The sequence below is a fragment of the Labrys sp. Lb11 genome, from assembly GCF_057554225.1.
On the sequence record NZ_BAAJOT010000007.1, the window covers coordinates 64872 to 83457 of the forward strand.

The 18586-nt window shown below is 65.5% G+C and carries 14 protein-coding genes; 2 read left to right on the forward strand and 12 right to left on the reverse strand.

The window, feature by feature from the left end:
* Positions 1-365: 365 nt before the first annotated feature.
* From AC27L4_RS25370 to AC27L4_RS25385, 4 genes are all read right to left on the reverse strand, one after another.
* Entirely contained in the window at positions 366-1802 is a 1437-nt protein-coding gene (locus tag AC27L4_RS25370) for a pyridoxal phosphate-dependent decarboxylase family protein (protein ID WP_487145307.1), read from the reverse strand.
* A gap of 168 nt (positions 1803-1970) precedes the next feature.
* Positions 1971-2690 (reverse strand): superoxide dismutase, encoded by a 720-nt coding sequence (locus AC27L4_RS25375; RefSeq protein WP_487145308.1) that lies wholly within the window; start codon positions 2688-2690, stop codon positions 1971-1973.
* 259 nt (positions 2691-2949) lie between these two features.
* The gene (locus tag AC27L4_RS25380; RefSeq protein WP_487145309.1) at positions 2950-4059 is read right to left on the reverse strand and encodes a mandelate racemase/muconate lactonizing enzyme family protein; all 1110 of its coding nucleotides are present in this window, start codon (positions 4057-4059) and stop codon (positions 2950-2952) included.
* Between the two features lie 271 nt (positions 4060-4330).
* Positions 4331-4711, reverse strand: coding sequence for a hypothetical protein (locus AC27L4_RS25385; RefSeq protein WP_487145310.1), 381 nt, complete (start codon positions 4709-4711; stop codon positions 4331-4333).
* 387 nt (positions 4712-5098) lie between these two features.
* On the opposite strand from AC27L4_RS25385, the gene AC27L4_RS25390 reads away from it, so the two are divergent.
* Complete coding sequence (locus AC27L4_RS25390; protein ID WP_487145668.1) at positions 5099-5209, forward strand: hypothetical protein; 111 nt, start codon at positions 5099-5101, stop codon at positions 5207-5209.
* Between the two features lie 513 nt (positions 5210-5722).
* Here AC27L4_RS25390 and AC27L4_RS25395 read toward each other — a convergent pair.
* The 5 genes from AC27L4_RS25395 to AC27L4_RS25415 form a co-directional block, all read right to left on the reverse strand.
* Positions 5723-7108, reverse strand: coding sequence for a GSCFA domain-containing protein (locus AC27L4_RS25395; RefSeq protein ID WP_487145311.1), 1386 nt, complete (start codon positions 7106-7108; stop codon positions 5723-5725).
* A 150-nt stretch (positions 7109-7258) separates the two neighbouring features.
* The gene (locus AC27L4_RS25400) at positions 7259-7666 is read right to left on the reverse strand and encodes a cupin domain-containing protein (protein ID WP_487145312.1); all 408 of its coding nucleotides are present in this window, start codon (positions 7664-7666) and stop codon (positions 7259-7261) included.
* 187 nt (positions 7667-7853) lie between these two features.
* Entirely contained in the window at positions 7854-9284 is a 1431-nt protein-coding gene (locus AC27L4_RS25405) for a 4-hydroxyphenylacetate 3-hydroxylase family protein (protein WP_487145313.1), read from the reverse strand.
* 286 nt (positions 9285-9570) lie between these two features.
* Positions 9571-10269, reverse strand: coding sequence for a GntR family transcriptional regulator (locus tag AC27L4_RS25410; RefSeq protein ID WP_487145314.1), 699 nt, complete (start codon positions 10267-10269; stop codon positions 9571-9573).
* A 442-nt stretch (positions 10270-10711) separates the two neighbouring features.
* Positions 10712-10981, reverse strand: a complete 270-nt coding sequence (locus AC27L4_RS25415; RefSeq protein ID WP_189677821.1) for a hypothetical protein — start codon at positions 10979-10981, stop codon at positions 10712-10714.
* A 111-nt stretch (positions 10982-11092) separates the two neighbouring features.
* Here AC27L4_RS25415 and AC27L4_RS25420 point away from each other — a divergent pair.
* A protein-coding gene (locus AC27L4_RS25420; protein ID WP_487145315.1) for an IS5 family transposase occupies positions 11093-11874 on the forward strand; the annotation gives its coding sequence in 2 pieces (ribosomal slippage) (positions 11093-11417 and positions 11417-11874; 783 coding nt in all).
* 96 nt (positions 11875-11970) lie between these two features.
* Here the strand turns inward: AC27L4_RS25420 and AC27L4_RS25425 are convergent.
* The 3 genes from AC27L4_RS25425 to AC27L4_RS25435 are packed head-to-tail and all read right to left on the reverse strand — an operon-like array spanning position 11971 to position 18583.
* Positions 11971-13644, reverse strand: a complete 1674-nt coding sequence (locus tag AC27L4_RS25425) for an ABC transporter ATP-binding protein/permease (RefSeq protein WP_487145316.1) — start codon at positions 13642-13644, stop codon at positions 11971-11973.
* Between the two features lie 60 nt (positions 13645-13704).
* Positions 13705-16185 carry a glycogen/starch/alpha-glucan phosphorylase gene (locus AC27L4_RS25430; RefSeq protein WP_487145317.1) on the reverse strand — a complete coding sequence of 827 codons (2481 nt, stop codon included), beginning with the start codon at positions 16183-16185 and terminating at the stop codon, positions 13705-13707.
* Positions 16178-18583 (reverse strand): phosphoketolase family protein, encoded by a 2406-nt coding sequence (locus AC27L4_RS25435; protein ID WP_487145318.1) that lies wholly within the window; start codon positions 18581-18583, stop codon positions 16178-16180. The genes AC27L4_RS25430 and AC27L4_RS25435 overlap by 8 nt, the downstream gene beginning before the upstream one ends.
* Positions 18584-18586 lie beyond the last annotated feature (3 nt).

Here is an 18586-nt window from a genome sequence, read left to right on the forward strand (position 1 = left end):
TCTCCCGGCCGGGCTGGCGTCGGCACGCAAGTCGTTCATGAGATTTCAGGCACGACGCCGGCCGGCCCCCTCCCCCTTGCGGGGAGGGAAGACATAAGCGTCCCGCCTCAGTCTGTCTCCGCCCGTCTCGCCCGGCCCCTAAGATGCGTGCCGACGCTAGCCCGGCCGGGAGAGGGGCTCGCGCGCGCCTGCCGGCAGCCCGAAGGTCGAACCGGCCGACTTGTCCAGGGCCGCGCCGATCTTCGGCAACGCCCCTCACCTCTCTGCTCAGTCCCGCGATACCGCGATTTGGATCAGCCGAGCCGACACCGAATTCATCATATCAATAGCCGGGATTGACGCGGACCTGAATCCGTCCCTGCGAGTCAGAGGGCCACGGCCCTGGCGCAGTCGCAGATCGCCGCGAACGCCGCGTCGATATCGGCGGCGGTCGCATCGAACTGGCCGGCCTGGAAGCGGATGGCGACCTGACCGTCGACGCGCGTCTGGGTGAGATAGATGCGACCGTCGTCGTTGATCCGGCTCACGACCGCAAGGTTGTGCGCGTCGAGGGCCTCGCCGGCGGCGTCTGCGCCGGCCAGGGCTTTCGGGACGTGCCGGAACGAGAACAGCGACAGCATCGGCTCCGTCACGATGGCGAAATCGGCTTCGGCGGCAAGCCGGCGGGCCAGCGTCTCGCTCCAGGCGACGTGGCTGCGGATGCGCGTGCGCAGATCCTCCAGGCCGTGGGCCCGCAGCACGAACCAGAGCTTCAGGGCCCGGAACCGCCGGCCGAGCGGCACCGACCATTCCGAATAGTTGATGACCTCGTCGCGGCCCGGGGTCTTCAGGAAGTCCGGCCGCATCGCCAGGGTTTTGACCAGGCTGCCGGGATCGCGGATGAAGTGCGTCGAGCAGTCGAACTGGGCTCCCAGCCATTTGTGCGGATTGAGCACGATGGAGTCGGCTTCCTCGGCCCCGGCCCAGTAATGCCGGAACTCCGGGCAGATCATGGCCGAGCCGGCCCAGGCCGCATCGACATGCACGTAGAGCCCGTGCCGGCGCGCGACGGCGCAGACGCCGGCCACGTCGTCGGTGCCGCCGACGCTGGTGCCGCCGACGCTGGCGACGATCCCCGCCGGAACGAAGCCGGCGGCCTTGTCCGCGACGATCGCCCGCTCCAGCGCGACGAGGTCCATGGCCCGCGACGGACCGGTGCCGGGAATGCGCACCAGGTTGTCCTCGCCGATGCCGGCCACCCAGATCGCCCGGTCGATCGAGGTATGGACCTGGCCGGAGCAGTAGACCCGGATGCGCGGCTGGCCCGACAGGCCATGGCGGTTGCCGCCCCAGTCGAGGGCGCGCTCGCGCATGGTCAGCACGGCGACCAGCGTCGCCGAGGAGGCGGAGTCCTGGATCACCCCGGCGAAGTCTGCCGGCAGGCCCACCGCCTGGCGCAGCCAGTCGAGCACGCAGGTCTCCAGCTCCGTCGCGGCCGGCGAGGTCTGCCAGAGCATGCATTGCGCCGCCATGGCCGAGACGAGGTATTCGGCGACGACCGAGACCGGCGCGGCATTGGCCGGGAAATAGGCGAAGAAGCGCGGATGCTGCCAATGGGTCATGCCGGGCACGATCGCCTCTTCGAAGTCGGCGAAGATCGCGTCCATCGGCTCGGGCTGCTCGGGCGGTGCCTTGGCGATCCTGGCTGCCACCTCGCCGGGGGCGGTCTGGGCCCTGACAGGCCGCCGGCGCAGGGAGTCGCGGTAGTCGGCCCCCCATGCGGCCGCCCGGGCCGACCATTCCCGAAACGCGTCATTGTCCATGCTGCACCCTCCCGCGGCCGATGGCGCCGACCATAGCGAGGGCGCGCCATTGCGCCAATGTCGGGCGTGCCGCCCCTGTGGACCTTCGGGCCGCGCCTTCCCGGCCGGCCGCTGCCTGGCAGGGGCTGCGGCGGAACGGGGCAGCCCGCCGCTCCGCCGATCCGCGCCTCAAATCGTCAGAGTGCCGGCCTTGGCGGCGGCGTAGCGTTCGCCGACCTTGTCCCAGTCGACCACGCTCCACCAGGCCTTGAGGTAGTCCGGCCGGCGGTTGCGATAGGTCAGGTAATAGGCGTGCTCCCACACGTCGTTGCCGAACAGCACCCGGCCGCCCTCCATCAGCGGCGTGTCCTGGTTCGGCTTGGCGACCAGCGCCAGCCTGCCGTCCGGCGCCACGGTGACGAAGATCCAGCCCGAGCCGAACAGCTTGGCCCCGGCGGCGTCGAAGGCCTCCCGCAGCTTGGCCAGGCTGCCGAAATCCAGTTCGATCGCAGTCTTGAGGTCGCCCGTGGGCTCGCCGCCGCGCCCGCCCATCACCGTCCAGAACATGCTGTGATTGGCGTGGCCGCCGCCATTGTTGCGCACCGTGGTCCGGATGGTGTCCGGCACAGCGTCGAGATTGGCCAGGAGCGCATGCAGGGGCTGCTGCGCGATGTCCGGGTGATCGGCCAGCGCCTTGTTGAGGTTGGCGACGTAGGCGGCATGGTGCTTGCCGTGATGCAGTTCCATCGTCTCGGCATCGATGGTCGGCGCGTTGCGGTCGGCCGGATAGGGCAAGGGCGGCAGGGTGAAGGGCCCGCCTTCGGCGCGGGCCGGCCCGAGGCCGATCTGCGTGGAGGCGACGGCCCCGCCGATGACGGCGAGGGCGGCGCGGCGATCGAGCGACAACATGGGGTGGGCTCCTGTCTTGGCTGAGGCCGCCGGGCGCATCCCGGCCGCCCGGAGGAACCGGACCCCGCCGCGCCGCATGACCCCGCACCGTTGAACGGCGGACCTGCCTCCGGCGCAATCCGCCGGAACAGGCCCGCTGCATCCTGGACAACGGAGGCCACCCGCCCGCGTTCCCACGGGAACCGCATGCGTGGATCGAGAAGGCGATATGCCGCGGCGGACGACAGCCGGCGCGGGCACGACGCCGGCCGGCCCGGCCTCAGGCCTTGATCACCCGATGCGAGCCCTCGGCGCGGTGACGCTCCAGCGCCGAAAAATCCCAGGCGATGCCGAGGCCAGGCTCCGGGCTGGGCACGGCGTGGCCGTCGCGGATGGTCATGCCGGCGACGGTCAGACTGTCGAGCTGGGGGATGTACTCGACCCAGCGCGCATTCGGCACGGCGCAGCACAGGCCGACATGCAGCTCCATCAGGAAATGCGGGCAGACGGCGATATTGAAGCTCTCGGCCAGATGCGCCGTCTTCAGCCAGGGCGTGATGCCGCCGATGCGGGCAACGTCGACCTGCACGATCGAGCAGGCCCGGCGCTGCAGGTAATCGCGGAAATGCGACAGGCCGTAGAGGCTCTCGCCCACCGCCACCGGCACCGGCGTCGAGGCGGCGAGGCGGGCATGGCCGTCGACGTCGTCGGCCGGCAGCGGCTCCTCGAACCAGCCGATATCGGCCTGGACGTAATGATGGGCGCGGCGGATGGCCTCGTCCACGGCGAAGGCCTGGTTGGCGTCGGTGAAGATCTCGAAGTCCGGCCCGACAGCGGCGCGGATCGCCGTCAGCCGGGCGACGTCCTCCTGCACCGGCCGGCCGACCTTGACCTTGCAGCCGCCGAAGCCGTCGGCCTTGGCGCGCAGGGCGTCCTCGACGATCGCGTCCGCGCCGAGATGCAGCCAGCCGCCCTCGGTGGTGTAGAGCCGCACCTTGTCCTGCGCCCCGCCCGCCATGACGTGCAGCGGCAGGCCGGCCCGGCGGCAGCGCAGATCCCACAGCGCCGTGTCGATGGCGGCAAGCGCCAGCGAGGTGATGGCGCCGACCGAGGTTGCGTGCGTGAGGAACAGGAGGTCGCGCCAGATCTGCTCGACCATGCCGGCCTCGCGCCCGATCAGCGCCGGGCCGAGGCTGCGGCCGATCAACTCGACCACGGAATGGCCGCCGGTGCCGATGGTGTAGGCATAGCCCGTGCCTGTCGCCCCGTCGCTGTCGGTGATGCGGACGATCGGCGTCTCCTGGGCGACGAAGCTCTGGATGGCGTCGACCCGCTTCACCTTGGGCTCGAGCACCACCATGGAGAGCTCGACCCGCTCGATCCTGGCCATATCGTCTTCCCCGCTATTGCCCGCCCGATAGGCGATATGCCGATAGGGTTGTCAAGGAGGGGCGGTGCCCCGAGAGCTGCACACCGCCCGTGGCGAGGCCTCGGCCGGTCCGACTCGACTGGGACAGAAGTGTGCTGCTACTCTTTTCGTCGCCTCACGTCAGGGGTGCAGTCCGCGTGAGCCGCGACCACGAATTGAGTAAACTGCGCCCGCTATTCTCGTTGACGCATCAACCATGCTATTTAATTCTGCAGATGCGTCGCTCCAAATTTCACTCTATAACATATTGAATCCGAATCTTACCCACTTTCGCAGGACCAACTCTCTGTACATACTTCTTTTGCGCGGTTATTTTCACAAAATCCGAAGAAACAATCTCCACTTTAGGTGGATTTGATTGCATTTCGTACGCCCATTGAAACATTAATTCCAATTGATTCATATTATCAGAAAGGTTAGTCATAAATTCAACCTTGTAATCATGGGTACTTGCAAATCCATCATCGCATAGTATATCAATTATTTCTATAAATCCATTTTGGTTTAGGTTGGAAAATTTTGATATAATATTGTAGTTGCATCGCGACTCCATATGAGGACCAAAAAAATTCATGGCCCTGTAAAATGCAAAGCCCGCAACGAGCAGGATCAATAGGCACACTCCGGAGAAAGCGTACACAAGCCCCCTCATTGCCCCTCCTACCAACCGCTAGTGTCCCAGAGCCTCGCACCAATGCGACACGATATAACATTGGCGGAGATATTCGCACGAAATATTGTAAAAATACTTCCTCCTTGCAATGGAGGAAGCCCTTGGAATTGGAGAGGCCCAATGTGTGCAGGCGACGATGGCGCTGCGACCTGGCACACCAATGAAACAAGTGATGAAAACACGGAATCGTATATATACGGTAGAAAATGTGCACTAGAGGAAATTATTGGAACCGCAGGATTCAACAAATACCCGTGCATATCCGAATCCATGGCGAAAAATGTCCCGACACATCTTTCCAATGCATGATACTTGTCCATCCTCGGCGTGCGGCCGGCGGCACGAGGGCAGCGGTTGGCGCAACGTCTCCTTGAATTGACCTTGAGCAGAGCCGATCGTCAGGGTGCCACGCGCTTCCTGGAAACCTTCAATCCGTAGAGCCTGCCCTTTTGCCCGCGGTTTGGCTTTTCTCACGAGATCCGATGCTTTGAGGAGGTAACTGCCCGCCCCTACTCGATTCTAACCCGAAACACTGTCAAGTGAGCCGGCCCGCCGATGCCTCGGGCGGTGATGGCCCTGTTCCGGGACCATCACCCCGAAGCACGTGCCGTTTGTCGAAGGTCGTACAGAGACAGGAGATGTCGAGAGCGATCATGGCGCCGATGCAGCGTGGCGGATCTCCACCGGAATGTGCATGAACGCATGCTGGTCGCCCGGGGCAGAACTCTCGTATCCGCCTGCGAGGACGCCGAGGGCGGCGCGCCCGCGTTTCGACGCGGGAACTCGACGAACCGACCGGCACAGGACTGCGCCTGAGGGCCTGCCCCGAAAGTCCGTCGGGCAAGGTCATGAGGTTTCTGGCCAGGAACCGTGCCCCGCCAAGGGTGCGGGTCGAGGCCAGTCTGCCCGGGCAGTCTCGTCGGAACTCAACGCCCCCGGGCCGCTCGCAGCCTACGCGGTCGGGCCGCCAGCCAGCCGATCGGCTTCGCGCTGCTGCTGCCGTGCCGCGATGCGAGCCTGCCGTTCGGCTTCACGCTGCTCCCGCCGCGCCGCGATGCCGGCTTGCCGCTCGGCTTCGCGCTGTTCCTGCCGGACCGCGATGCGAGCCTGCCGTTCGGCTTCGCGCTGTTCCTGCCGTGCCGCGATGCCGGCCTGCCGCTCGGCTTCGCGCTGTTCCTGCCGGACCGCGATGCGAGCCTGCTGTTCTGCGATGCGCACGCGCTGCCGCATCTGCTTGCGCTGTTCGACCTTGGCCTCCCTGCGCTCGGCAAAGGCCGCCTCGGCTTCCTCGCTCGACATGAGCGCCAGACGACGATCTTCTTCGCGGGCCGACCGCCACGTCGCCAACAGATCGGCATCCGTCATGCCGGTCCGGCAGAAATAGCGCTCGAACAAGGCCAGGTTGAAATCGATGACCGACCAGTGCGGATGCTTGCGGTCGGCGGAGAACGGGCGCTCGAAACAGCCGAGCACGACCTCATAGCTCGGAAAATAGAAAAGATTGCCGTCGTCGCCGTGCCGGGCCTTGAACTCGTCCAGCGCCGCTCGCAGGATCGCCTTCGATGCGGCATTGGCCGCCAGCGCCGGCATGTTTCGGAAAGTCGCGGTCAACCCTACGGGAGAAAGTGTGAAGACGATGGTGGTGTTCGGTTTGCGCCGCCGTATCAGCGAATAGATCGCTTCCAGGTTCGCGATATTCTCGCTCGTCGTCGTGTTCCGGAACTTGTGCCGCGACAGATCGATGCGATCCATCGGGACGGCGCGCCAGAAAACCTCTCCCGTCGGCTCGTCGTACCAGACCTCGCTGAGGCCGAGGGTGAGGATGAAGACTTCCGCCGCATCGAAGATCCGCCGCGTCTGCCCCCTGATGTCTTCGTCATAGCCGAATTCCCGGCCGTCATAGCCGTGCCAGAGCGGGACTTGCGGGACCTTCCGTTCCCAGGCCCATTCGAACTGCTGGCGGATCGCATAGGTGTTCACGATGCCGTCGCCCATGATCGAAACATAGGCCTGGGCGTTGCTCTGTTCCGAATTGTTGAAGCCCAGATTGCTCAGGTGATTGGACAGATGGGCCGCGAAGCATGAGCCGAATGCGACGGTGACGGTCTCCGGGCCGATCATCGGCTCCGCGGGCACGAGCCCCTTGACGAGGTACTCGTACACGACATCCTCCCGGGCGAGACTGCCGTCGCCCGGATAGTAGTTGACCGTTTCGCCGCGATAGAAGGTGCCGGTGGTTCTTGTGCCGACCCCGTCCTGGGTGAACTCCATCATCGGTGTCTTGGCGGGGGGCATGACGAGGCCGGCCTCGCGCAAGGGCATGCTGATCTTGTCCATGGCCGACGACATCCCCACCCCGTTCCCGCCAGTCCAACGCTGGCGCCCGCCGCAATTGCAATGATCGCCGCAGTCGCCCGTACCGTAGGAGAATGCGTCGAAGCCTGCAATCAGGAGCGGACTGTCACCGGATTGCCGGCCCGCCGCCATTCACGTGTAGTAGTGAACCTCGAGCAGCAGGCAGCCCTCGATCGACTGGAACGGTCCGTGATGAATGCCCGGAGGCCGGCAGGCATAGGTGTTCGGGCCGAAGGCCTCGGTCGGCTCGCCCGGCCCGCGCCGCCCGACGACAAGATCGCCGCTGATCAGATAGACTTCCTCCCAGTATTCGTGGACGAACCGCGATGTCGTGAAAGCTCCGGGGGCAAAGCGCAGCAGCCGCGTCCGATTGCCGGCCCTGGCGGTCTCGTCGAGGTCCCCGGCCAGGATTTTCTGCTGGATGCCCGGCGGGTAGCCGGGCGGCGAATGCCAGTCGCCGCCCTCGATGTCGACCGCGTGGAATTCCCTGTGCTGCTTTTGGATCGGCATGGTGATCTCACGCGGCAACGGTCTGCTCATGCGGGATTTCGTCTTCGAGCGAATAGCCGTCCAGCATCCGGTCCACGCAAGAGGGGCAAAACCCCGGGCACACACTCAAGGCATCGGGTCACAACGAAAATTGTGCCGTTGAAAGCACAGAGTTTTTTTGGCCGTACTGCCTTCTCAATACCCGTTTCGCCGACACCTGCCCGGGGTTTTGCCCCTCTTACCGGTCCACCAGTTGCGTGCAGCGGCCCCAGTCGCAGGTCCTGAAGCTGTGCCCTTTCGTGACGAAGGCGGCGCCGGCGTAGAACATCTCATACTGGGCGTGGCGCGAGGCGAACTCCGAGCCGACCGCATCCCAGGCGAGCTTGAGAAACTTGACGCGGCCTTCCGACGAAGCGGCGGGGGATTGCTGTGTCTTGCCGATCAGGGCCCGCAGCTCGTCATTGGCGAAATCCTGCACCGATGACGGCAACATGATCAGGCCGCCGCCGGCCAGCTCGCGCAGTTCGCTGATGATTTTCGCATAGAGCTGCTGGGTCAGCACTTGCGCGGCGTACAGGGTGTGCGCGTCCGGGATGAAATACCGGCCGTACATCCGTCCCTTCACCTCCATGGCGTGGACCAGGGCGTCGACCATGGCCGTGTGCGCCGCCAGCAGTCCGAGGGTCTCCCGGACCTGCGGAAAGGCGATGACGCCGTTCGTCTCGGCGATGCGCCTGGCGATGCCGGCCAGGAAGCGCATCTTCACCATCAGCCGGACCTGGGCCTGATAGTTCTGGTAGACATGTGCCGGCGTCGCATGGAACTGGCGCTGGCACATCGGGATGTCGCGATTGACGAACACCCGGTCCCACGGAACCTTCACGTCGTCGAAATAGAGGATGGCGTCGTTCTCGTCGAAACGGCTGGCGAGCGGATTGTCGAAGACGCTGGCCGCGTTCTCCTCATAGGATTTCCGCGACAGCAGCTTCAGCCCGCTTGTGTTGAGCGGCAGGGCGAAGGTGACCGCATAGCGCTCATCGCCCTCGCGCAGCGGCTGGATGCAGGTGACGAGCACCTCGTTCGCCATGACGGCGCCCGTGCCCAGCATCTTGGCGCCGCGGACGGTGATGCCGCCACCATCCTGATCGACCACCCCGGCCGCCAGGAAGGGGTCCTGCTGCTCGCCCGCGGCCTTGGAGCGGTCGGCCTGCGGATTGATGATGACGTAGCTGAGGTAAAGATCGTTGTCCCTGGCATATCTGAAATAATCGGCGAGCGCCTGCGCCCGGAGCGGGTCGTGGGCGTTGAAAGTCTCGATGCCCATCACCATGCCGGCCAGTGACGAGGCGACATGATCGGGCGCGCGGCCCAGGAATCCGCCATGGAGTTCCGCCCATGCCTCCAGCGCCGCCCGCCGCTTGACCAGATCCTGATAGCTGCCGGGCAGTTGCCAGATGCGGCTGGCCCGCCGTCTCCCGGCTTCCGGGACCTCGAAGCTCATCAGGTCGAGGTTGTCCGGCCGCGACTGGAAATCGTAGAGCGCGCCGAACGACCGGATGCTGCGGCGGAAGGCCGGATGGGTGGTGACATCGGCCGCCACGCCGCCGTTGATGTAGACCTGCCGACCGTCCTTGAGCGTTTCGATATACTGCGCACCTGTCTTGAGCATGATGCCCTCCTGCAGGATCAGTCGTGAATGTCCAGGAACCGGAGCAGTTCGGAAAACTCCGTCGGTTGCGGCTCGAAATCTCCTTCCGTTCTTCACCGGCCCGGTGACGGCATGACCTCCGGCCATCGTTCGCCAGGGCGGCCCCGCCGGGCGACGATCAGGGCCGAAGCGGGCCTGACCGAGCGCTCGCGGCAAGGCTTCCGGGCGAGCTGTCCCGGCACTGTCGCTCATGCCCCCTCGCAGCCGCGCCGATCCGTGTTGCCTCGGCAGGCTCAGAGGAACCTGCTCAGGACGGGCGTGACCGCCATCGCGGTGAAACCGGCATCTTCAGCGTCGCAAGCGTCAGCTCCAGGTGATCGGCCATCGCCGCCGCCGCGCCTTCGGCGTTCCCTGCACGCAAAGTCTCGACGATCCGCCGATGCTCCGAAAGCACATCGCCCGCGCGACGCTCGAATGCCACGATGGCCTGGAATCCCATCCGCAATTGGCGGTCGCGCAGCGTCTCGTAGAAGGCGACGAGGACCGGATTGCCCGCAGCCCGGATGATGGCGCGGTGAAACTCGCGGTCGCTTTCGATGAAATCCACGGGGGATTGCTGCAGGCTTTCCTGCTCATCGACCAATCGATCGAGCTCGGCAGCCAGCGCCTCGCCGAAATGGCTCGCCCGGCGCGCGCTCCAGCATTCGATCAGCTCGCGCGCTTCCATGACGGCGGCGATGTCGGCGTCCGTGATGGGCGGGACATAGGCGCCCTTCTTGGGAACGATCTTCAGGAAGCCGTCCGTTTCGAGCCGCAGCAACGCCTCTCGTACCGGCGTCCGGGAGGTGCCGGTCGCCCGGCATACTTCCGCCTCCGTCAGGAAAGTCCCGTCTTCCCGCGGCAATCCGGCGATATGGGCTTTCAGCCAGCGGAAGACGACGTCCTGGGCGGCTTCGCCCTGTCGCTCCTCCGTCCCGGGCTTGGCTGACTCGCCGATGATGATCATGAACGGAATGTATACATCTTGTTCATGACTTGCACAACAGAAGAGACGGCTGGATCGATTGCAACCCCTCGGGCGTGCAGCATCCGCCTCTCCGCACCGGGCGTCGGCAGGGGACGTCGAGCTCATCGCCCCGGTCGGCCTGCCGGGAGACGCACATCATCGTCGAGGGCGGGCATGATCTCCGGATTGCCGGTCAGGTCGTATGGCCGCCACCGGACGGCATGGCGTTCGTGGCCGAAGCAACCGCCGTGCAGGCTGACGCCGGCAGGGCGGATCGCACCGGATCCGTCGACGTCAGGGCGATCGCCGCCAGGCATGGAAGCGAGTTCATCGACGCGCAGCGGAGCCGGGATCCGGGGAATCGCGCGCGACCAAGGCCGGAGTGAAGCTGAAACAAGTATGCCTGCCCCTCCCCGGCCCCCGCTAGGCGGCGTGGACAAATTCAGCGAAGCGTTTCTACGCTCACCAGCTTGAGGTCGCCGTCGAAGGGCTCGACGTATGCGCAGATGTTGTCCGAGAACTCGTCCATCAGATTGAGCCCTTCTGGATCATAGTCGTTCTCGGCGACCAGCCTCAGCTTGCCGTCCACAAAGGTGCAACTGACGTTGTGTTCGTGCGGATAGTGAAGCCGAAACGCTTCAGTGATGTCGCGTGCCGCTTCGTCTCCCGCTGCGGCGGGAACATCATGGCATTCCAAAGTGATGCGATACATGCGTCAATGCTCCGGGTTTGCAAACCTATCGGCAAACAGGGTCGATAGGGAAGCCGAAATGATTGACGTTGGGCTCAGGGGTTGATTCAAGGCTGCTTTTTGGAGACAGGCTTGAGCAGGGGCGATCTTACTGAAGCAGAATGGCGCGTTCTGAAAGGTTTGTTACCCATCGAACCAGAGAACCGTGGTCGCGGCAGGCGCCCTGAGCAGAACCGCTCAATCATCAACGGTATCCTCTGGCGGCTCCGCTGCGGCGCTCCGTGGCGCGACGTCCCGCCCAAATATGGTAGCTGGAACACCATCTATCGCCGGTTCAGGCGATGGAGCGAAGCGGGGGTCTGGGAGGCCGTTGCCGTGACGCTGGCTGAGATCATGGCGGACAGCGGCCACTCCAGCATCGATAGCACCACCGTTCGCGCCCACGTCTCGGCAGCGGGCGGAAAAGGGGGACTCATCGACGCGCTCTTGGCCGCTCGCGGGGCGGGTTCACCAGTAAGCTTCATTGCCTGGCTGATGCTCTCGGACGACCAGTAGCCTTCCACCTGACGGGCGGCGAAGCAGCGGACTGCAAAGCTCATGACGCTTTGATCGACCTGCCCGAGCGCGCGCCAGGCGCTTTGTTGGCGGACAAGGGCTACGATGCCGACGCGATCCGAACCGATCTCGCCAAGCGGAAGATCAAGGCGGTCATTCCTGGTCGGTCAAACCGCCGCGTGAAAATCGAGCATGATCGGACGCTCTACAAGCAGCGCAATCGCATCGAGCGCATGTTCGCACAGCTCAAGATCAACCGCGCCATCGCCACCCGATACGATCAACTGGCCAACAGCTTCCTCGGAATGGTCCATCTCGCCACAGCCAGATACTGGCTCAAATTTGTCCACGCCGCCTAGAGCAAAGCGCGTTTTGGTGGAAACGCGCTTTACTCTAACTCCTTGTTTCGACGCGTCTTTGCGACTTGACGCGATTCCGTCAAATCGCAAAACGCTTTAGCCGTGGTTGTCCCGCCACGTCCACCCGCCGTCGTTCCGGCATTCGACCATCGCGTCGAAATCCTCGGGCGACAGCCTCTCCTCGATTGCGACATATCCGATCGAGCGCTGCCTCAACATCGTCAGCACCTTCGGCAGGTCTTCGGGATTCAACGTCGTGCCGATCCGGTCCATGAACACGAGGCGTGGCCCGGCCAGCAGCACGCGGGCGATCGCCAGGAGTTGCTGCTCGCGAAGCGACAACAGCGCAGCCCAGCCTTGTTCCTTGTCCAGCCCACCGGCCCGGTCGCGCGTGCTCTCGATACCGAGCTCGCGAAGGAGCTCTTGGATATCGTCGTCGGCAATCGCCTTCGGCGGGTCCAGCGCCGTCAGGAGCTGGCGCAGCGTGCCCGCAGGCAGGTAGGGCCGCTGGGAGAGGAACAGGGGATCGTCGGGGCCGAGGACGGTGATCCGGCCCGTCCCGGCGACCGAGGCGCCGGCCGTCGCCCGGAACAGCGCCGGTCCGGCGCCGCCGGTGACCAGAACCCGCGCGTCCGGGGCGATCGTCAGCGACAGGTCCCTGATCAAGGGAACCCCGGCCGGGTCAAGCACGGTCAGCGTGTCATAGGACACCGAGCCGTCCTTGCTGCCGACAGCAAGGCTCACCTCGCCCTCAGCCTTTGATCTCTCGATCGCCGCCGCGAGGGAGGTGAGCCGCGAGACGACGGCCGCGAAGCTCGACAGCTGCTGCAGCTGGGTGACGATCAGCGAAAAGGCCCCGACCAGGAAGGAGAAGGCGACCGCCGACTGGGTGATCACTCCGAAATCGACCTCTCCCCGGATGAAGGAGGGCGCGACGATCAGAGCCGGGATGATCTGGATCAGCCAGCCATAGCCCGTCGTGAACAAGCCGATATCACGGTTCACCGAGGTGATGCGGCGAAAGTTCGAGATCATGTCGTCGATGCGGGTCTGCAGGCGCGACAGTTCCAGCCCCTCGCGGCGCGCGAGCATGATCGCCTCGGCATCCTCGCGGATATGGACCAGGGCCGAGCGGAAGCTCGCCTCCTTGTCGGACTGGTCATAGTTCAACCTCACCAGCGGCCGGCCGAGAATGATCGCGAGGACCGATCCGGCGGCGGCATAGAGCACCGCGACGCCGAAGAGCAGCGGGCTGATCGCCCAGAGCACGCCCGAGAAGGCCATGACCGTCAGGCCGCTGTTCAGCATCATGACCAGGAAGGACAGCGTCGTGACGGTGAAGGCGCGCACGTCCTCGGCCAGCCGCTGATCCGGATTTGGCAGGTTTCCGGAGGCGGCAAGGCGATAGAAGGTGCGGTCGGCGAGGTAGAGGCCGACCAGCCTGCGGGTCAGGAACTCGCGCCAGAGCAAGCCGATGCGCTCCTCGATGAACCGGACCCCGACGGAGACGATGGTGAGCGCGGCGAAGACGCCGAGATAGAGCAGGGCCTGCCGCAGGAATTCGGGCTTGTCGCGTTCGGCGATCGCAGTCATGAAATCCCGGCCGACATAGCTGTTGGCGACGTTCAGGCCGCTGATCCCGCAGAGCAGCGCGACGAGCCCCGCGAACATCCACAGCGCCTTGGCGCCGACCTCCGAACGCAGCAGGCTCCTGACCGCGCTTGCGAATCGCGCCGCGCTGACCTTGAGCGGCACTAGCTGCGTGTCCATCTCGTCCCTCCGCCAGGCCCGGCCGGTTGCCGGGCGGCCGGCGGGCTCCGCCTCCGCGCTTCAGTCGATCGGACAGGGCGATGCCTGCCAGATGTCCTGCGCATATTGCGAGATCGTGCGGTCGCTCGAGAACCGGCCGGAATGGGCGATGTTCATCACCACCCTGCGGCCCCATTCGCCGGGGCGGCCATAGACCTCGGTCAGGCGCCCGTCGGCATCGAGATAGGCCGTCAGGTCCGCCAGGTGCATGAAGTAGTCGCCATGCCGGAGCAGGGCATCCAGCAGCACCTGAAAGGCGCCTGGCTCGTTGCGGCTGAAGTGATCGGAGGCGATGAGATCGAGCGCCTTCCGGATCTCCGGCTCATTGTCGTAGTGCCAGCGGGGATCGTACCAGCCGCGGCTCTGCGCGACCTGGTCGGCCGTCAGCCCGAACAGGAAGAAGTTGTCCTCGCCCGCCGCTTCGGCCATCTCGATCGTGGCGCCGTCACGGGTTCCGATCGTCAGCGCACCGTTCATCATGAACTTCATGTTGCTGGTGCCGCTTGCCTCGTATCCCGCCGTCGAGATCTGGTTCGAGACGTCGGTCGCGGGAATCAGGGCCTCGGCGAGCGACACGGAATAATTGGGAAGGAACAGGACCTTGAGGCGGCCGGCCACTGCCGGGTCGCCATCGATCGTTCCGGCAAGATTGTTCAGGAATTTGATGATCACCTTGGCGAGCCGGTAGGCCGGCGCGGCCTTGCCCGAGAACAGGAAGGTCCGCGGCGCCATGTCGAGGCCGGGGTTCTCGCGCAGCCGGTTGTAGAGCACGACGATGCGCAGCGCGTTGAGCAGCTGCCGCTTGTATTCGTGGATCCGCTTCACCTGGCTGTCGACGATCGCATCGGGATCGACGGCGATGCCGGAAGAGGCCCGCAGCCAATTGGAGAAGCGCGTCTTCGTCGCGCGCTTTGCCGCCAGCAGCGCGCTGACGAAGCTGCCGTCCTCCGCCAGCGGCGCCAGCCTCGACAGCTCCTCCAGATCGGTGACCCAGCCGGTGCCGATCGCGTCGCTGATCAGCCCCGCCAGCTCGGGATTGGCATTGAGGAGCCAGCGCCGCGGCGTGACGCCGTTGGTCTTGTTGTTGAACCGCTCGGGAAAGAGCTCGGCCAGCTCCTTGACGGTCGACGTCCGTAGCAGCGCCGAATGGATCGCGGCAACGCCGTTGGTGCTGTGCGTGCCGACGATCGCAAGATGGGCCATGCGCACCTTGGGCGAGGCGCTGCGATCGACGATCCCGACGCGCTCGATGCGGCCCTCGTCGGCGGGACGGCGCGCGCGGACCTCCTCGGCCAGGCGCCGGTCGATCTCGAGGATGATCTCGCCCTGGCGCGGGAGGAGCAGCTGGAACCAGGCCAGCGGCCATGTCTCCAGGGCCTCCGGCAGCAGCGTGTGGTTCGTGTAGGCGAGCGTCTGCCGGGTGATGTCCCAGGCCTCGTCCCAGGCGAGGCCCGCCTCGTCGAGCAGGATGCGCATGAGCTCGGCGACCGCGAGGCTCGGATGGGTGTCGTTGAGCTGGATCGCAGCCTTGCGCGGCAGGTCGCGCCAGTCGGGATTGCCACGGCGGAAGCGCCGCACGAGGTCGGCGAGCGAGCAGGCGACGAGAAAATACTCCTGGACGAAGCGCAGCCCCTGTCCCGCGCTGGTGGAGTCGTCGGGATAGAGCACGCGCGTGACCGACTCGGCCGTCAGCTGCTCGGCCAGGGCTCCGACGAAGTCCCCGGCGCTGAAGGCGGCGAAGTCGAAGGATCGGGGCGCCGTCGCGGCCCACAGCCGCAGCGTGTTGATGGTGCGGCCGCCATAGCCCACCACCGGACGGTCATAAGGGACGCCGATCAGCGTTGCGCGCCGGCCGGGCACGGCCTTCAGCATGCCGCCGCGCACCTCGAAGGAGCAGCCGAGCCCGATCTCAACCTCCTCCTGCGGGCGCATGACCTCCCAGGGGTCGGGATGGCGCAGCCAGTTGTCGGGCTGCTCGACCTGCCAGCCGTCGTCGATGGCCTGGCGGAAGATCCCGTATTCATAGCGAAGCCCGTATCCGATCGCCGGGATCGCGAGCGTCGCCATCGACTCGATGAAGCAGGCGGCGAGGCGCCCGAGGCCGCCATTGCCGAGCCCGGCATCCGGCTCCTCCTCGAGCAGGGCGTGCCAGTCGACCTTCCGCTCCTCGACCAAGGCCTTGACCAGCGGGGTCAGGCCGAGGTTCAGGATATTGTTCTCCAGCGAGCGCCCGATCAGGAACTCCATGGAGAGATAGTACACACGCTTGGGATCGAGCCTGTCATAGGTCCGGTCGGTGCGCAGCCAGCGCTGCGACAGCACGTCCCGGATGGATCGTGCTGCCGCCTCATAGCGCTCGCGGGCGCCGACGCGATCGGCCTCGACCACGTCGTCGAACATGAGGTGGCGCTCGTAGAGAGCGCTCTCTGTTCCGGAGAACCGGACCGGGCCGCAGTCGTACTGGCCGAGCAGCGCCCCCATGTCCGGCGGCCTGTCAGACATTGTCGGCCTCGGTCGAGCCCACGCTCTCGGCGGCCGCCGGCTTGCGCCACCGCCAGCCCTTCACCTCGGGCATGTCGTCGCCGTATCGCGCGATGTACTGCCTGTGATCGACCAGCTTGTCGCGGATCGCCTGCTTGGCATAGGCGGCGCGCGATCCGAGCGACGGAACCCGGTCGATCACGTCGGCGACGAGGTGGAACCGGTCGAGGTCGTTCATCACGCACATGTCGAACGGCGTGCTGGTCGTGCCCTCCTCCTTGTAGCCGCGCACGTGAAGATTGTCGTGGCCGTTGCGCCGATAGGTGAGGCGGTGGATCAGCCAGGGATAGCCGTGGAAGGCGAAGATGATCGGCTTGTCGGTCGTGAACAGGGCGTCGAAATCGGCGTCCGGCAGGCCATGCGGATGCTCGGAGGCCGGCTGCAGCTTCATCAGGTTGACGATGTTGACGACGCGGATCCGCAGGTCGGGCGCATACTGGCGCAGGAGGTCGACGGCAGCCAGCGTCTCGAGCGTCGGCACGTCGCCGCAGCAGGCCATCACGACATCGGGCTCGCTGCCGCGGTCGTTGCTCGCCCATTCCCAGATGCCGAGCCCGGCCTCGCAATGCTTGATCGCCTCGTCCATGGTCAGCCATTGCGGGGCGGGCTGCTTGCCGGCGACGACGACGTTGACGTAGTTGCGGCTGCGCAGGCAGTGGTCGGTGACCGAGAGCAGGCAGTTGGCGTCCGGCGGAAGATAGACCCGCACGACCTCGGCCTTCTTGTTCACGACATGGTCGATGAAGCCCGGATCCTGGTGGCTGAAGCCATTGTGGTCCTGTCGCCAGACGTGGCTCGACAGGAGATAGTTGAGCGAGGCGATCGGCCGGCGCCAGGAGATATGGTTGCACACCTTCAGCCATTTGGCGTGCTGGTTGAACATCGAGTCGATGATGTGGATGAAGGCCTCGTAGCACGAGAAGAAGCCGTGGCGTCCGGTGAGGAGATAGCCTTCGAGCCAGCCCTGGCATTGATGCTCGCTCAGCATCTCCATGACGCGCCCGTCGGGCGCCAGGTGATCGTCCCATGGCAGCGCCTCGGCGATCCAGGCGCGGTTGGTGACCTCGAGCACGTCCTGCCAGCGGTTGGAGTTGTTCTCGTCCGGGCTGAACAGCCGGAAGTTCCTTGCCGACATGTTGAGCTTCATCACGTCGCGCAGGAACTTGCCCATGACCCGGGTCGACTCGGCGACGGTTGCGCCCGGCGCGTCGACGGCGACGGCATAGTCGCGAAAGTCCGGGAGCCTCAGGTCGCGCAGGAGCTGCCCGCCATTGGCATGGGGATTGGCGCTCATGCGCCGTGCCCCGCTCGGGGCGGCGGCGGCGAGTTCGGGCCTGACGCGGCCCTCGCCGTCGAACAGCTCCGAGGGCCGATAGCTCTTCATCCACTCCTCGAGGATGCGGATATGCGAGGGATTGTCCTGCATCTCGCCCATCGGCACCTGGTGCGCGCGCCAATAATCCTCGGTGCGCTTGCCGTCGACCTCCTTCGGGCAGGTCCAGCCCTTCGGGGTCCGCATCACGATCATCGGCCAGCGCGGGCGCTCGACCTTTCCGGCGGCGCGGGCCTCGCTCTGGATGCGCTTGATGTCGGCGACGACGCGGTCGAGCGTCTCGGCCATCAGCTGATGCATCGCGGCAGGATCATCGCCTTCCACGAAGTAGGGCGTGTAGCCGTAGCCGCGGAAGAGCTGGTCGAGCTCTTCCTTGCTGATGCGGGCCAGCACCGTCGGGTTGGCGATCTTGTAGCCGTTGAGGTGCAGGATCGGCAGCACCGCCCCGTCGCTGGCCGGATTCAGGAACTTGTTCGAATGCCAGCTGGTCGCGAGCGGGCCGGTCTCGGCCTCGCCGTCGCCGACGACGCAGGCGACGATCAGGTCGGGATTGTCGAAGGCCGCGCCATAGGCGTGCGATAGGGCGTAGCCGAGCTCTCCCCCTTCGTGGATCGACCCCGGCGTCTCCGGAGCGACGTGGCTCGGTATGCCGCCGGGAAACGAGAACTGCTTGAACAGGCGGGCCATTCCCGCCTCGTCCATCGAAACGTTCGGATAGACCTCGCTGTAGGTTCCCTCCAGATAGGCGTTCGCGACGAGCCCGGGGCCGCCGTGCCCCGGCCCGGTGATGTAGATGACGTCGAGGTCGTTCTTGACGATGACCCTGTTCAGATGCGCGTAGATGAAGTTGAGGCCGGGCGTCGTTCCCCAATGCCCAAGCAGGCGCGGCTTGATGTGCTCCTTGGCGAGCGAGACTTTCAGCAGCGGATTGTCGTAGAGATAGATCTGGCCGACCGAGAGATAGTTCGCTGCCCGCCAATAGGCGTCGATCAGCTGGAGCTCCTTGTTCGACAACACCTTCGTCATGGA